Annotated in this window: 13 protein-coding genes; 2 read left to right on the top strand and 11 right to left on the bottom strand. The window is 69.6% G+C overall.

What is annotated here, in order from left to right; genetic code table 11:
* Positions 1-756 precede the first annotated feature (756 nt).
* The 3 genes from dnaQ to F618_RS0102620 are packed head-to-tail and all read right to left on the bottom strand — an operon-like array spanning position 757 to position 2,694.
* On the bottom strand, positions 757-1,467 hold the full coding sequence (gene dnaQ / locus F618_RS0102630; RefSeq protein WP_019567691.1) for a DNA polymerase III subunit epsilon: 711 nt from the start codon (positions 1,465-1,467) through the stop codon (positions 757-759).
* 11 nt (positions 1,468-1,478) lie between these two features.
* Positions 1,479-1,940, bottom strand: coding sequence for a ribonuclease HI (gene rnhA, locus F618_RS0102625; protein ID WP_018145389.1), 462 nt, complete (start codon positions 1,938-1,940; stop codon positions 1,479-1,481).
* Entirely contained in the window at positions 1,933-2,694 is a 762-nt protein-coding gene (locus tag F618_RS0102620) for a hypothetical protein (protein WP_018939211.1), read from the bottom strand. The genes rnhA and F618_RS0102620 overlap by 8 nt, the downstream gene beginning before the upstream one ends.
* Between F618_RS0102620 and F618_RS0102615 the strand changes: the two genes are divergently transcribed.
* Positions 2,693-4,273 (top strand): LysM peptidoglycan-binding domain-containing protein, encoded by a 1,581-nt coding sequence (locus F618_RS0102615; protein WP_018939000.1) that lies wholly within the window; start codon positions 2,693-2,695, stop codon positions 4,271-4,273. The two genes, F618_RS0102620 and F618_RS0102615, sit on opposite strands and share 2 nt — an antisense overlap.
* Before the next feature lie 94 nt (positions 4,274-4,367).
* Here F618_RS0102615 and F618_RS0102610 read toward each other — a convergent pair whose 3' ends face one another.
* The 8 genes from F618_RS0102610 to F618_RS0102575 form a co-directional block, all read right to left on the bottom strand.
* Entirely contained in the window at positions 4,368-5,792 is a 1,425-nt protein-coding gene (locus F618_RS0102610) for a rhodanese-like domain-containing protein (RefSeq protein WP_019567690.1), read from the bottom strand.
* Between the two features lie 101 nt (positions 5,793-5,893).
* The gene (hflX, locus tag F618_RS0102605; protein ID WP_026287993.1) at positions 5,894-7,234 is read right to left on the bottom strand and encodes a ribosome rescue GTPase HflX; all 1,341 of its coding nucleotides are present in this window, start codon (positions 7,232-7,234) and stop codon (positions 5,894-5,896) included.
* A 24-nt stretch (positions 7,235-7,258) separates the two neighbouring features.
* Entirely contained in the window at positions 7,259-7,519 is a 261-nt protein-coding gene (gene hfq / locus F618_RS0102600; protein WP_018175824.1) for an RNA chaperone Hfq, read from the bottom strand.
* A gap of 128 nt (positions 7,520-7,647) precedes the next feature.
* The gene (gene miaA, locus F618_RS0102595; protein WP_018939003.1) at positions 7,648-8,616 is read right to left on the bottom strand and encodes a tRNA (adenosine(37)-N6)-dimethylallyltransferase MiaA; all 969 of its coding nucleotides are present in this window, start codon (positions 8,614-8,616) and stop codon (positions 7,648-7,650) included.
* Positions 8,616-10,493 (bottom strand): DNA mismatch repair endonuclease MutL, encoded by a 1,878-nt coding sequence (gene mutL / locus F618_RS0102590; RefSeq protein WP_026331123.1) that lies wholly within the window; start codon positions 10,491-10,493, stop codon positions 8,616-8,618. Before mutL ends, miaA begins: the two co-directional genes overlap by 1 nt.
* Positions 10,494-10,613: 120 nt before the next feature.
* Entirely contained in the window at positions 10,614-11,918 is a 1,305-nt protein-coding gene (locus tag F618_RS0102585) for an N-acetylmuramoyl-L-alanine amidase (RefSeq protein WP_051076222.1), read from the bottom strand.
* Positions 11,919-12,109: 191 nt separating this feature from the next.
* Positions 12,110-12,595 (bottom strand): tRNA (adenosine(37)-N6)-threonylcarbamoyltransferase complex ATPase subunit type 1 TsaE, encoded by a 486-nt coding sequence (gene tsaE, locus F618_RS0102580; protein ID WP_019567688.1) that lies wholly within the window; start codon positions 12,593-12,595, stop codon positions 12,110-12,112.
* Complete coding sequence (locus F618_RS0102575) at positions 12,592-14,076, bottom strand: bifunctional ADP-dependent NAD(P)H-hydrate dehydratase/NAD(P)H-hydrate epimerase (RefSeq protein WP_018952348.1); 1,485 nt, start codon at positions 14,074-14,076, stop codon at positions 12,592-12,594. Before F618_RS0102575 ends, tsaE begins: the two co-directional genes overlap by 4 nt.
* 18 nt (positions 14,077-14,094) lie before the next feature.
* Between F618_RS0102575 and queG the strand changes: the two genes are divergently transcribed.
* Entirely contained in the window at positions 14,095-15,264 is a 1,170-nt protein-coding gene (gene queG / locus F618_RS0102570; RefSeq protein ID WP_018939008.1) for a tRNA epoxyqueuosine(34) reductase QueG, read from the top strand.
* Positions 15,265-15,368 lie beyond the last annotated feature (104 nt).

Raw genomic sequence — 15,368 nt, 5'->3', positions numbered from 1 at the left:
CCAAGAAACACGCCCGACTGCCGCGACCCCGGCCCGCTGCGCGGGCCGGGGTTTCCCTCGCTCCGAGGCTTTTCGCGGGCGGCGCTGAACTCGCTGCGCCTGCGGCTCCGCTCAGACATCCAGCGCCCCGTGTCTATTTAGAATCGTCCCGCGAAAAGCCTCTCCACTCGGCGCGACGACAACGGGGAGGAAGGTCAAGACAACGGCGATCCCAGCGTTCCTGCCGGTGGATGATGGCTAGGTCTTCGAGCATCTTCGGCACGCTCGGCCTTTGGCCATAGCGTGCCGCGCCCGCGAAGCGGGTGCCGGGGAGACGTAGGATGCGGATGAGCGCAGCGAATCGCATCAGGGTTTCGCACGACGTGGGGTATGGTGCGTTTCGCTGCGCTGAACCGCACCCTACGGGATACGGTCTGTTTTGACCTTCTCCTCCCGTATGGAGCCCCTCGCGGAGGGCGTGATGGGCCGGAAGAAGGCGCTGGATGTCTGAGCGAAGCCGCAGGCGTAGCGAGTTCAGCGCCGCCGGCCCAGCGCGTCCGGAGCGAGGTTCCCGGGCGGAATCCGGGTGCCCTTCTTTGGGTACTTTCTTGGGCAAGCAAGAAAGTACCTCGCGGTGCGCTCGCGAGAGAGCGCGTGGCAGGCGGCCGGACGAAGGCACGTAAACACTGGATGCCGAACCAGGGCCAGCCTCTCCCGGGAGGCGATTGGACGAACGTGCCTAGACTGCAGGCGCGGAGCCTGCGTCGGGCGATGAGGTCAAACGTTGGCGCGCCAGCGGCAGGTGCCGCCGGCCGCCTCGTCCAGCGTCTGCAGCAGCGCCTCGTGCGCCGCCTGCTCCTCGGGCGTCGGCTCGATCACCGGCAGCGGCTTGCCCGAGCGCCGCGCCTTGACCGGGCCGGCCGCGGCATCGCCGTCGCCTCCGGAATCCAGGGTCAGCGCCACCTGCCCGCCGGTCATCGCCAGATAGACATCCGCGAGCAGCTCGGCATCGAGCAGCGCCCCGTGCAGGGTGCGGCCGGAGCCGTCCACCTCGTAGCGCTTGCACAGGGCATCCAGGGAATTGCGCGCCCCCGGGTGCATGCGCCGCGCCATCACCAGCGAATCCAGCACGGTGCTGACCTCGGCCACCTCGGACGCCGGCGCCACATCGCCCAACAGGCGCAGCTCATTGTTGATGAAGCCGACATCGAAGGGCGCGTTGTGAATGATCAGTTCGGCCCCACGAATGAAGTCGACAAAGTCATCGACGACATCGGCAAATCGAGGCTTGTCGGCCAGAAACTCGTTGGTGATCCCGTGCACCGCGATCGCGCCGGCGTCGATCTCGCGATCCGGTTGCAGAAACTCGTGCAGCTTGCGCCCGGTGGGGCGGCGGTTGTCCAGCTCCAGGCAGCCGATCTCGATAATGCGGTGGCCGTCGGAGGGGTCCAGGCCCGTGGTCTCGGTATCCAGCACGATCTGACGCATCGTGGTTTCCTTCAGTTCTCGATCGGTTCGCCGGCCAGCAGGGCATCAATGCCCGCATTGGCCAGTTCGTCGGCGCGCTCGTTCTCCGGGTGACCGCTGTGGCCCCGTACCCAGTACCACTCGATGTCGTGGCGCTGGGCCTGTGCATCCAGCTCCTCCCAGAGATCACGGTTCTTCACCGGCGAGCCACTGGCGGACTTCCAGTTGCGCCGCTTCCAGCCGGGCATCCACTCGGTCACGCCCTGCTTCACGTATTTGGAATCCGTGACCAGCTCCACCTTGCAGGGACGCTTCAGGGTCTCCAGCGCGCGGATGGCCGCAGTCATCTCCATGCGGTTATTGGTCGTCTCGGCCTCGGCCCCGTAGAGCTCGCGCTCGCGCCCGTCGAAGCGCAGGATCGCACCCCAGCCGCCGGGCCCGGGGTTCCCGCGGCAGGCCCCGTCGGTATAGATGTACACGCGTTCGTCAGCCATGCGTTCGGCGGGCTCCAGAATGAGAGGAGCGCGAGGATACCAGCCCCGGACGCATCGCGGGGTTGGGCATGGCGAAGCGGAAACGCGGCTCCGGACGCAGGGGCATGTTCACCCGCTTGTGGGCCACGGTCAGGATCATGCTGGCCAGCGGCGGCAGACCGCGCAGGGTCCAGGCATCCATTGTGGCCAGGCGTTTCTGCCAGGCGGCGGGCAGCCCCGGTGGGAGCAGGCTCAGGCTCCACTGATCCAGCACCTCGAGATCCGCCGCCTCCAGTAACTCGCGATACTGGCGCCGCCGCAGGCCTTCGGGCAGAGGCGAGGCGCGCACCCCGTTGCGCCCACCGCGTTGCAGGCGGTTGCCTTCCAGCAGAAACACCCGTCCCTCGGGCTCCAGCACCCGGGCCGCCTCGGCCACCACCGCCGCCGGTTGCTCGCTCTGGGCGCAGGGATGGGCGAGCACGATGCGCCCGGCACAGGCGGACTCCAGCGGCCAGGCCTCGGGGTCCATGCGCAGCGCCGGGCGCGCCGAGGCGATCCGGATCAGCGGGGCCTGCAGGGCATCGCTGTCCTCCAGGATCGGCACCGGCGCCAGCTCCACCGCCAGCCCCCCGGGGCCCGCATCGCCATAGCGCCGAATGCGTTCCAGAAAGCGCTCGCGGACCCTCCGCCCCTGCGGCTGGGCATACCAGTGCGCCAACCAAGTCAGGAATGGGTCTTGGTGATCCCCCATCTCTGGTTTATCCTCCAGCGCCATGACACCACGCCTCCGCACACGACTGACCACCGCCCTGATTCTCGGCCTGACGGCGATCTTCGCCTCTGCCTGTAGCCTACACGACTCCGAGCGCACGCTGGACACCTCGGCGGCGGATCGGCCGATCGTGGAACCGCGCACGACCGAGGACGTGCAGGCCGCGATGGAACGCCAGCAGCGCGACGCCGCGCAACGTGCCGCCGAGACCGACGACCTGTGGGAGCGCGCGCGCCTGGGCTTCGGCTTCAACGACGCGCTGGACCACGAGCGCGTGGATCGCTATATCAGGCACTACCGTGACCATCCACGGATCATCGAGTACAGCACCCGGCGCGCGGAGCCGTTCGCCTACTTCATCCTGTCCGAGATCGAGGCGCGCGACATGCCCGCCGAGCTCCTGCTGCTACCGATCGTGGAGAGCGGCTTCGTCGCCCAGGCGACCTCGCGCAGCCGCGCGGCGGGGATCTGGCAGTTCATGCCGGCCACCGGCGACTATTTCGATCTGTCGCGCGATCACTGGTACGACGGCCGCCGCGACGTCTACAAATCCACCCTCGCCGCGCTGGACTACCTCCAGGCGCTGCATCGACGCTTCGACGACTGGTACCTGGCCCTGGCCGCTTACAACTACGGCCAGGGCAACATCCAGCGCGCGATCGACCGCAATGCCGCTCGCGGTGAGCCCACTGACTACTGGAGCCTGGACCTGCCGTCCGAGCCGACCGCGTACATCCCGCGACTGCTGGCCCTGCGCCACCTGTTCCTGGACCCCGATGCCCACAACATCGCCATCGCGCCCATCGCCAACGAACCCGCGCTGGAGATGATCGAACCCGGCCAGCAGGCGGACTTCTCGCTAATCGCGGAGCTCGCCGACCTGGATACCGAGACCCTCAAACAGCTCAACCCCGGCTACCACCGCCATGCCACCCACCCCGGCGGCGCCCAGCACCTGTTCGTCCCGCGCGAGGCGCTGCCCACCCTCGAGGCGGCACTGGAGACCCGCAACGATGAACCGCTGCTCCGGTTCCGCGAATACACGGTGCGCTCGGGCGACAACCTCGGCCAGATTGCCCAGCGCGCCGGCACCCGCGTCGCCGTGCTGCGCGACATGAACAACCTCGACGACGACATGATCCGCGCCGGTCAGACCCTGCGCCTGCCGGCCTCCGCCCCGAGCGAAGAGGCTCCGCTGCAGGTGGCCGGCGACAACGGCCAGTTAGCGGAGGACTATCAGGTGCAGGCTGGCGACAGCCTGTGGCACATCAGCCAGCGCACCGGCATGTCCATCGGCGCCCTGCGCGCCGCCAACGATCTCGAGCCGGATGCCATCCTGCGGCCCGGCGACACCCTTAAGGTGGTGCGTGCCGACCCCAACCGCGGTCCCGACGGCCAGCGCATCGAGTACGAGGTCCGTCCAGGCGATTCCCTCTCGACCATCGCGCGGCACCACCAGGTCAGCATCGGGGACCTGCGCCGCTGGAACGGGCTAAACGGCGACGGCATCCGAGCCGGAGAGACCCTGACCGTCTACCTGGCCAGCGCCGACCGGGAGACCCTCGCCCAAGGCGACGCCTGAATCACGACATGCCCCCACGCAAAAGGCCCCGGGTGGAACCGGGGCCTTTTGCGTAGGGGAGCGGGCGGCGCTTGCCACCCGCTCGGCGCCGAGATCAGGCGGCGCGCCGGTCGCCCTCGCCCGCCGCGGTCACACGGTCCCAGGCCTGCATGCCACCCACCACGTTGTAGACCTCGTGGTAGCCCAGCCGCTGCAGGATGGAGCCCGCAACCGTCGAACGGTAGCCACTGCCGCAGACCACGGCGACCGGTTCGGTCTTGTCGATACCGGGGATGCCGGTACGGGTGTCGGCCACCGGCTGGTTGACCGCGGCCTCGGCATGTCCTGCCTCGAACTCGGCCACGGCGCGCACGTCCACCAAGCGAATCCGCCCGTCGGCGACCGCGGCCTGCGCCGCCGGGGCATCCAGCTGGGCCAGGGTCGCCAGAGGCAGGCCGGTGCCGGCCCAAGCCGCCATGCCGCCGCGCACGTAGCCCTCGATATAGTCGCGGCCAGTGCGCACCAGATGGCGGACGGCCCGCTCGATCACCGCCGGATCGCCGGTCTGGTCGATCAGGACAATCGGCGTTTCATCCGGCGTAACCCAGCCGGCCCAGTTGGCGAAACCGCCGTCGATCCCGATGCCCAGTGCATTGGGAGTATGCCCCCCGCCAAAGGCCAGCGGATCGCGCAGGTCGATCACCGTCACCTCGCCGGCCGCGGCCCGCCGGGCCACGTCGGCCGGGTCCAGCGCCGTCATACCGGGCAACGGGATGACCGCCTTCGGCCCCTCGGAGTTGATCCGCTTGTTGCGCGGATAGAAATCCGGGATCGGCGGCAGTCCGTGCAGCAACTTGTGCACGAAGGCGTCCTCGTCCAGCGACGGGTCGAGGTACGGGTTGGTCCGGCGCTCGTAGCCGAGCGTGGAGACCGGCCGGCCGGCCATGCCGGCGCCACAGGCGGAACCGGCACCGTGCCCGGGATGCACCTCGACCCCGTCCGGCAGGTCCGCCAGCTGCTCGCGCACGCTGTGGAACATCTGCCGTGCCAGGGCCTGTTTGGCCTCCTCGCCGAGCAGGTCGGGCCGGCCCAGCGAGCCCACGAACAGGAAATCGCCGGTGATAATCGCGATCGGATCCTCGCCGGACCGGGCGCCGTCATACACCACGAACATCAGGTGTTCCGGGGTATGCCCCGGTACATGGCGGGTCTCGATGCGCACGTTGCCAAGCTCGATGCGGTCGCCCTCAAACAGGTCGTCATGCGGGAACTGCACCTGGAAATGCTCGCCCACATCGTGCCCGGACAACAGCAGACGGGCGCCGGTCTTGTCCGCCAGTTCGCGGGCACCGGAGGCGAAGTCGGCGTGGATGTGGGTGTCCATCACGCGGGTGATGCGATAACCGTTGCGTTCGGCGTAGTCCAGGTACACATCGACGTCGCGCTGCGGGTCAATCACGGCGATCTCGCCGCTGCCCTGACAGCCGACCACGAAGGAGTGCTGGGACAGGCCGGCATCGACAAAGCGTTCAAGGATCATGCGGACCTCCTCGCGTTGGCTTTTGCATGAATGTCTGACTGATTTGGTCAGGTATTAACACAAAAGTTCCTGGTGGCGCGGGGCGCCGGGAGGTCGCGTCGTCAGTGGTGGGCGGCGGTCGGTCCGGGTACTTCCGGCTGCAGGCGCACCGCTTCGGGATCCAGCCCGGCCGCCCGGAAGAGCTGCTCGAAACGCCGCTTCGGCACATGCAGGCGCAACTGGATCGACCCATCCGGCGTGGTCTGCTCGGCCTCCACGGCCTTCTCTTCGTAGAGCTGGGCGCGCAGGCGCCCGGCCGAGGCCGGGAGCTCGACCCAGCCCTGGGTCATGGACTCGGTGAAGGTCTCGGCCAGGCGCTGCTCCAGGCGCTCCACACCCTCGCCGGTATGCGCCGACAGCCAGAAGGCATCGTCCGCCATGCCGAAACGGTCGTCCGGGTCCTCGGCCGGGTTCTCCAGCTGGTCGATCTTGTTGTACACCCTCCAGCAGGGGACGTCCTCGGCACCGATCTCCTCGAGCACCTCCTCGACCTGCCGGATGCGCGCCTCGCGCTCCGGGTCGGCGGCGTCGATCACGTGCAGCAGCAGCGCCGCCTCGCGGGTCTCGGTCAGGGTCGCCTTGAACGCAGCGACCAGCTCATGCGGCAGGTCGCGCACGAAGCCCACGGTGTCGGCCAGGATCAGCGACTGGTGCGGGGCCAGGTCCAGACGGCGCAGGGTCGGGTCCAGGGTCGCGAACAGCTGATCCGCCTGGTAGACGTCGGAATGCGTGAGGCGATTGAACAGGGTCGACTTGCCGGCGTTGGTGTAGCCCACCAGCGAGACCGTCGGGATCTCGTTGCGCAGGCGCGCCTGACGGCCCTGTTCGCGGGTGCGTTCGACCTTCTCCAGACGCCGCTCAATGTGCTTGATGCGCCCGGCCAGCAGGCGGCGGTCGGTCTCCAGCTGGGTTTCCCCCGGACCGCGCAGGCCGATCCCGCCCTTTTGCCGCTCGAGGTGGGTCCAGCCACGGACCAGGCGCGTGGACATGTGGCGCAACTGGGCCAGCTCCACCTGCAGCTTGCCCTCGTGGGAGCGGGCGCGCTGGGCGAAGATATCGAGGATCAAGCCGGAGCGATCCAGCACCCGGGCCTTCAGGTGGGCCTCGAGGTTGCGTTCCTGGCTGGGCGAAAGGGCGTGGTTGAAGATCACCACGTCGGCACCCGACGCCTCCACCGCATCGCGGATCTCGTCGGCCTTGCCAGCACCGACGAACAGCTTGGGGTGCGGCCGGTCGCGCGAGCCGCGCACCACCGCCATGATCTCGGCCCCGGCGGAACGCACGAGCTCGTCGAATTCCTGGACCTGGGCCTCGATATCGGGGTTGTCCCCGACATTCAGCGCGACCAGGACCGCGCCATTGCCGACGCGCTCGTCGCCGGCACTCTCCGGACGCTCAAACAAGCTGGAGGAGACCTCCACTCATGTTCAGGACTCGGCCTCGGCGGAGGCGGGGGCCGCTGCCTCGCCCTCGAGATTCATGTTCACCTGACGGGCCGGCACGATCGTGGAGATGGCGTGCTTGTACACCATCTGCGAGACCGTACTGCGCAGCAGCACCACGAACTGGTCGAAGGATTCGATCTGCCCCTGCAGCTTGATCCCGTTCACCAGGTAGATGGAGACCGGGATCCGGTCCCGACGCAGCGCATTCAGGAAGGGTTCCTGCAACATTTGCCCTTTGGCCATCGGTGCGTTCCTTGATCGTTATTATTGGTTCGCGACCCGCGCCGGCGGCTCGAAGTCGGCCCGCCGCACGGTCAGGTTGAAGCGTAGCATACCGGCTTCGCGGCGCCGTTCCAGGCGTACACCGGGCGTTATTCGGACATCGCCGCTGCCGGGGCCGCCATCCGTGCAGCCTGGATGGCCCGCAGAGCCTGCGACAAATCCGCGTCCTCGGCGTTCAACCGGGCATGCAGGGGGAAGCGCCGCAGCCCGGTGAGCTGGCGTTTTGCGAGCTGTCGAGTCGCGGCGATGGCCCGCTCGCGAAAGGTCGCAAAGTCGCATTCGCCGGCCAGCCACTGCCAGCCCTGGCGATACCCCACCGCCCGCTGCGACGGGTGCTCCGCGGTCAGGCCGGGGCGACGGGTCAGGGTCATCAGTTCGTCGACAAAGCCGGCCTCCAGCATCACATCGAAGCGGTCGGCGATGCGCGCACGCAGGCGCTCGCGATCCGCCGGCCACAGGGCCAGCGACACCCAGCCCGCCGGGACCGTCGCGGCCGCGCCACTCTGGAAGCCCGACAATGGCTGGCCACTGGCCGCGTACACCTCCAGGGCGCGCAGGATGCGTTGCGGGTCGTTCGGGTGGATGCGCGCGGCGGCCTCCGGGTCCACGGTGGCCAGCTCGGCATGGAGGGCCACGGCGCCCTCGTGTTCCAGACGGCCACGCACGGACTCGCGGACCGCATCCGGGACCGGCGGGATCGGATCGAAGCCGTCCAGCAGGGCGCGCAGGTAGAGCAGCGTGCCGCCCGCCAGCAGGGCGACCCGGCCGCGGGCATGAATGGCATCGATCGCGGCGCGGGCATCGCGGGCAAAGTCGGAGGCGTTGTAGGTGTCCTCCGGGTCGCGGATATCCAGCAGGTGATGCGGGGCGCGGGCACGCTCGGCGGCGTCCGGCTTGGCGGTGCCGATATCCATGCCGCGATAGACCAGCGCGGAATCCACGCTGACGATCTCCGCGTCCAGGGCCTCGGCCAGCGCCAGCGACAGCGCGGTCTTGCCGCTCGCGGTGGGACCGGCCAGCAGGATGACCGGCGGCCGGTCCCCATCCAGTCCGGCCATCAGCGTCCTCGCAGGAACAGCCGGTCCAGCGCCGAGTGGTCCAGCTCCACCCAGGTCGGGCGCCCGTGGTTGCACTGGCCGGAGCGTTCGGTGGCCTCCATATCGCGCAGTAACTGGTTCATCTCGGGCAGGGTCAGGCGCCGCCCCGAACGCACGGAACCGTGGCAGGCGATCGTTCCCAGTACCGCGTTCATCGCCCCCTCGGCCCGATGGCTGTAACCGTCGGCCGCGAGGTCCGCCAGGACATCGCGCACGAGCTGCGCGGTGTCCTGGCCGCGCAGCAGCGCGGGCGCCGCGCGCAGGGTCAGGGTCTCGGGGCCGGCACGGTCGAGCTCGAAGCCGAGTTCCCCAAGCAGGCCCGCGCGTTCCTCGGCCAGTTCGGCCTCGGCCGGGGTGACGTCCAGGGTCTCCGGCACCAGCAGCGGCTGCGAGGTCACCCGTGCCCCCTCCCATTCGCGCTTGAGACGTTCATAGGTGATGCGCTCGTGGGCCGCGTGCATGTCCACCACGATCAGGCCGCGGGGGCTCTCGGCCAGGATGAAGGTCTCGGCTACCTGCCCCAGGGCAAACCCCAGGGGCGGCATGCCGTCCGGGTCCGCTGCGGGCGCACCGGACGTGGCGGATGGCATCGGGGTGTCATAAGCGGCGGGCCGCGCCTCGGCCACCGCAGACGTCCCGCGGAACTCGGCCCAGGCCGCACCAAAGCCTGGCTCGCGCCCGACCGGCTCAAGTCGCGGTTCGCGAGGGGGCGCGTACCCACCGACCGCACCCGGCACACCCAGCCCGGACAGCGGGCGATCCGCCTGCGCCGGCATGGGCATGGGGCGACCGGCGGGGGCCGGCGCACCCATGTCGGGTACCGCCGCGGCATGCCCGGAATCCCCCGGACGCAACGCGGCAAGCGCCTTGTGCAGGCTGTGGAAGATGAAGTCGTGAACCATGCGCGACTCGCGAAAGCGCACCTCCTGCTTGGTCGGATGCGCGTTCACATCCACCTGAGTCGGATCCAGTTCCAGGTCCAGCACGAACATCGGATGCCGCCCGTGGTAGAGCACGTCCTGATAGGCCTTGCGCACGGCCGCCGCCAGCACGCGGTCGCGGATCGCGCGGCCGTTGACGAAAAAGAATTGCTGATCGGGCTGCGCCCGCGACTGGGTCGGCGAGCCCAGCCAGCCGGACAGCGCCAGCCCGGCGCGCTGTTCGTCCACCGGGGTCGCATGCTCGAGAAAGGCATCACCCAGCAGCGCCCGCACCCGTTCGCCGGGGTCGTCGGCCGCCGGCAGGTCCAGGGTGACGCGGTCATTGTGGCGCAGGCTGAAGGCGACCTCGGGACAGGCAGCCGCCTGGGTGCGGATGACGTTCTCGCAGTGGTTGTATTCGGTGCGTTCGGTACGCACGAACTTGCGCCGCGCCGGGACGTTGAAGAACAGGTCGCGGACCTCGACGGTCGTGCCCACCGGATGTGACGCCGGGGCGGCCTCGCGGAATATATCGGAGCCATCCCCGGTCAGGCGCCAGCCGTTGCGCTCGTCCGCCACCATGGAGGTCAGCGACAGCCGCGAGACGGAGGCGATCGAGGGCAGGGCCTCGCCGCGAAAGCCCAGCGTATGCAACGCCTCGAGGTCGTCCATGCAGGCAATCTTGCTGGTGGCATGGCGCGACAGGGCCAGCGGCATCTCGTCGCGATAGATCCCGCTGCCGTTGTCGCTGATCTGGATCAGGCGGACGCCGCCCTGCTCCAGGCGCACATCCACCCGCGTCGCCCCGGCATCCAGGGCGTTCTCCAGCAGTTCCTTGACCACCGAGGCCGGGCGCTCGATCACCTCGCCGGCGGCGATCTGATTGATCAGTTGTTCGGAGAGCTTTGCGATCGCCACGCGCGACACCTGGGAGAGACGAGAACCGGGTGCCTAGCCTAACCGGGGCAGCGCCGGAGTGCCTAGCCGGCGGCCGAACAACGCCTGCAAGACGTGACGGGCTGCCCGGAGGTTCCGGGCTCAGGAGTCGCGGGGGATACGCAGGACCTGGCCGGCGTAAATGCGGTCGTCGCGGACATCGTTGGCCGAACGCAGGTCCGCCAGCGACAGGCGATAGCGATCGGCAATCCCGGAGAGGGTCTCGCCCGGGCGGATGATGTGCTGGTCGGGCTGGCCGTCGGCGATCAGCGTGCCCGGACGGGCATGGGTGGAGAAGTACGACCGCAGCCCGGTCAGCAGGGCGTCCGCCAGCGAGTTCTGGAAGGTCGTGCTGCGCAGCTTGCGCTCCTCGGAGGGATTGGAGATGAAGGCCGCCTCGACCAGGACCGACGGCACATCCGGCGAGCGCAGGACCGCGAAGTTCGCGCGCTCCACCTCCGGCTTGCGCACCTTGCCCACCCGGTGGAGCTCCGCGATCATCCGCTCGGCCAGGGTGTTGCTGGCCTCCAGGCTCCCGCTCTGGGCCAGGTCCAGCAGCACGTTGGTCAGGGAGTCGTCCTTGCCGTTGATCGGCACCCCGCCCAGGCTCAGATCCGCCTGGTTCTCGCGCTGGGCGAGGAAGCGCGCCGCCTCGCTGGAGGCCCCGCGCTCGGACAACATGTAGACCGACGAACCCTGCACGTTGCGATTGGCGATCGCGTCGGCGTGGATGGACACGAAGATATCGGCGTCCGCCTTGCGCGCCCGTTCGATGCGCTCGCGCAGGGGCAGGAAATAGTCTCCACTGCGGGTCATCACGGCCTTCATGCCGTGCTCGCTGTTCACGCGATCGGCCAGACGCTTCGAGATCTGCAGGACCACGTCCTTCTCGCGGGTGCCGGCGGGGCCGATGGCACCCGGATCATGCCCACCATGACCGGCATCGATGGCGACCACGACATCGCGCAGGTCCTCCTGCGAGCGCCCACGGCGGGAGCCGTTGTTCTCCGCCGAGCGCGGCGCGGCGGGTGCCTCGCCGCTGGTCAGATCCAGGACCAGGCGGTGCGGCGCACCCTGTGCCGGCATCAGCACGAAACTGCTCGGCTCCACCGGCTTGCGCAGGTCGAACACCACGCGCAGATCGGAGCCATTGCGTGCGGCATGGCGCACGGCCCTGATCGCCGAGCGCGGGTTATCGCTGATGGTCAGGTCTTCCACGGCCCGCGCGTTCTCCAGATCGACCACCAGGCGGTCGGGAGACTGCAGGTGGAACATGGAGTATTCCGCCTCGCCGTCCATGTCGAAGACCAGACGGGTGGTTCCGCCATCCACGGACATACGCACGCGCCGGACGTCCGTGCGAGCCAGGGCCGGCAAAGGCATCCCGACCAGCCCGAGGGCAGTCATGGCGCGCAGCAGCTGGCGGCGGCGCAGATCCGGCGATGTTGATTGGCCCACGGCGTTTCCCTTTGTAATCAGGGGTTCTGACTACATTGTGGACGCTTTTTCTGGAAAAGCAATAGCGATTTTCTTTCTTTATGAGCGAGATATCGCGCATTGTGCGCGTGGCGGGCCAACTCCGGGGCAGCCCCGGCGTGTCACCCTGTCACGATCTCCTGGTCCCGAAGCACCCGGTGGTAGGCCGCCGCCAGCGGCCCCTCCAGCCACAGCTCCCGACCTTCGGCTGTGCCCTCGCGATGCGCCAGGCGCACCACCAGATCCGGCGCCGGCAGCCAGCCCACACCGCGCTCCGGCCACTCCACCAGCCACAGGACATCGCCCCCGAAGGCCTCGCGCACCCCCAGGTACTCGAGTTCTTCGGGATCACCCAGGCGATAAAGGTCGAAGTGCAGGACCTCGCGCCCCGCCAGCTCATACGGCTCCACCAGGGTGTAGGTCGGACTGCGGACCGCGCCTTCATGCCCGAGCCGGCGCAGCAGACCCCGAACCCAAGTGGTCTTGCCGACACCCAAATCACCCTCCAGGAACACGATATGCGGGGCGTCGAGCGCCACCAGCGCGGCCCCGGCCGCCTCGGTCGCCTCCAGGTGCGGGAGGACCAGAGGGGCCGCTGCCCCCGTCATGCCCCACCCCCGGACGCGGCCGGCAGGGCTTCGGCCAGATCCCCGGCCAGCATCCCGCGCGCCCCGCCCAGGCGGTCACGCGCGATGCAGGCTGCGGCGCAGTGCCAGGCGGCCCCGATCTCCGCGGCGCTGCGCGCATCCGCGCCCTGCCCGCGCAGCGCGGCGATGATGCCGGTCAGCACGTCCCCGCTGCCGGCGGTGGCCATACCGGGGTGGCCGCCGGTGACACAGGCCAGCGGCTCCGCACCCGAACTGGCGACCAGCGTGCCCGCCCCCTTCAACAACACCACTCCACCCAGGCGCGCGGCCAGCGCCCGCACCTGCCCGGGGCGATCGGCCTCGATAGTGGCCACGTCCTGCCCCTGCAGACGGGCGGCCTCGCCTGGGTGCGGGGTCAGCACCCAGTCCTCGCCCCGGCGCGGGGCCTCGGCCAGCAGGTTCAGGGCATCGGCATCCACCACCCGGGGCAGGTCGGCATCCGCCACCGCCAGCCACAGGCCACGACCCCAGGCGTCCTGTCCCAATCCCGGTCCCACCGCGACGACATCGACGCGACGCATCAGGGCCTGCAACTCGCTGGCGTCCGCCACGCCACGCACCATCAACTCGGGTCGCTCCAGGTTCGCCCAGGCCGCATGCTCGGGGTGCGTGGCCAGGGTCACACGGCCGGCCCCGGCGCGCAGGGCGGCCGTCGCCGCCAGCCGCGCGGCCCCCGAGTAGCCGGGCGCGCCGCCCACGATCAGCACATGCCCACAGTCGCCCTTGTGCGCCCCCGGGCGCCGTACCGGCAGACGCTGCCGCCAGTCCTCTGGCCCGACCCGACGCGCAACCGGCGCGATGCCATGGGCCACCGAGGCAGGGAGATCGAGCGGGGCCACCTCCACCTGGCCGACCCGGTCGACCGCGGCCCCGGTATGCAGGCCCAGCTTGTCGGCGATCATGGTCAGGGTGTGATTCGCCCTGACCGCCTCCCCCAGGACCCGGCCGCGATCGATATCCACGCCCGAGGGCACATCGGCCGCCAGCACCTGCCGCCCACTCGCGTTCAACGACTCGATCACCGCGCCGTAGGCATCGGTCAGCGGCCGCTCCAAGCCGATCCCGAACAGGCAATCCACCCACAGGTCCGCGGCCGCCGGGTCGAAACTTTCCAGGGCATGGACCTCGCCGCCGCCCTCCTGCCAGCGCCGATGGGCCTGGCGACCATCGGACTCGGGGCGCGCCCGCGAGGGGCCGCCATGGACCCGCACCTCCAGCCCGGCCTCGGCCGCCAGCCGGGCAAGCACGTAGCCGTCTCCGCCGTTGTTGCCGGGCCCGCACAGGATCCCGATGCGGCGGGCCTGCGGCCAGTCGCGGCGCACCACCGCCAGCAGGGCCTGACCGGCACGCTCCATCAGCTCGCCCGGCGCCATCCCCGGCAGGGCCAGGCCGGCGGCATCCAGGGCCCGCATGCCCGCGTTATCGAACAGTGCGCTGGTCAATGCTTGTGGGTCGGGTTCATGATTCACGCCATCACCTCCGTCGCGGAAGCCGAAATCGTGCCTCAGCGCCTCGATCCACGCCAATCCACCGAGCTTGCCGAACGCATCCGCGACTGGGGACGCGAGCTCGGCTTCCAGGCCGTGCGCATCGCCCCCGCCGAGGTGCCCGAGGCGGATCGCCGGCATCTGGACGACTGGCTGGCCCAGGGCTCGCACGGCGACATGGACTGGATGGCCGACCGCGCCCCCCTGCGCCACGCCCCGGATGCCCTGATGCCCGGTGTGCAGCGCATCATCAGCGTGCGCATGGACTACTTCCCGCCGGCCACCCGGCGCCCGGCGATCCAGCTGGCCGAACGCGATCACGCCTATGTCTCGCGCTATGCCCTGGGCCGCGACTACCACAAGCTGCTGCGCAAGCGCCTGACCACCCTCGCGCGCCGGATCGAGGCGGAGGTCGGGCCGTTCGGCTATCGCGCCTTCACCGATAGCGCGCCAATCCTGGAAAAGGCCCTGGCCGCCCGCGCCGGGCTGGGCTGGATTGGCAAAAACACCAATCTGCTGGCGCGCGAGAGCGGCTCCTGGTTCTTCCTCGGGGAGCTGTTTACCGACCTGCCACTGCCACTGGACGAACCCGTGGACGAGCACTGCGGCCAGTGCACCGCCTGTCTCGATGTCTGCCCGACCCGGGCCTTCCGCGGGCCGTACGACCTGGACGCACGCCTCTGCATCTCCTACCTGACCATCGAACTGAAGGGTGCGATCCCCGAGGACCTGCGCCCGCTGATCGGCAACCGCATCTACGGCTGCGACGACTGCCAGCTGGTCTGCCCCTGGAACCGCTTTGCCGAGGTCACGGCGGAACCCGACTTCATCGCCCGCCACGGTCTGGATAGCGCCAGCCTGATCGAGCTGTTCGCCTGGGACGAGGCAACCTTCCTCGCCCGCACCGAGGGCATGGCCATTCGCCGAATCGGCCATGCGCAGTGGCTGCGCAACCTCGCTGTGGCCCTGGGCAACGGTCCGGCCACACCCGAGGCGGACGCGGCCCTGGCCGCCCGCGCCGAGCACCCTTCCGAGCTGGTGCGCGAACACGCCGCCTGGGCGCGCGAACAACTGCGCAATCCCCCGCACAGCGCGCCCCTGTCCACGGAAAACCTGTCCCGGCTCACCCAAGCGCCCGGGTAAGCCGGGCAAGCAGAAACCGCCCCGGAAGAGGCAAATCCGCACCTTCCAAGGTTGCCAGTGCCGGCGCAACCGGCGACACTCCGGTGCCGAATCACGCCCCGACG

It is taken from the genome of Thioalkalivibrio sp. ALMg13-2, from assembly GCF_000381185.1.
Taxonomy (GTDB): Bacteria; Pseudomonadota; Gammaproteobacteria; order Ectothiorhodospirales; family Ectothiorhodospiraceae; genus Thioalkalivibrio; species Thioalkalivibrio versutus.
The sequence above is the reverse complement of the archived record's forward strand: the minus strand, read 5'-3'. Positions and strand labels throughout refer to the sequence as shown.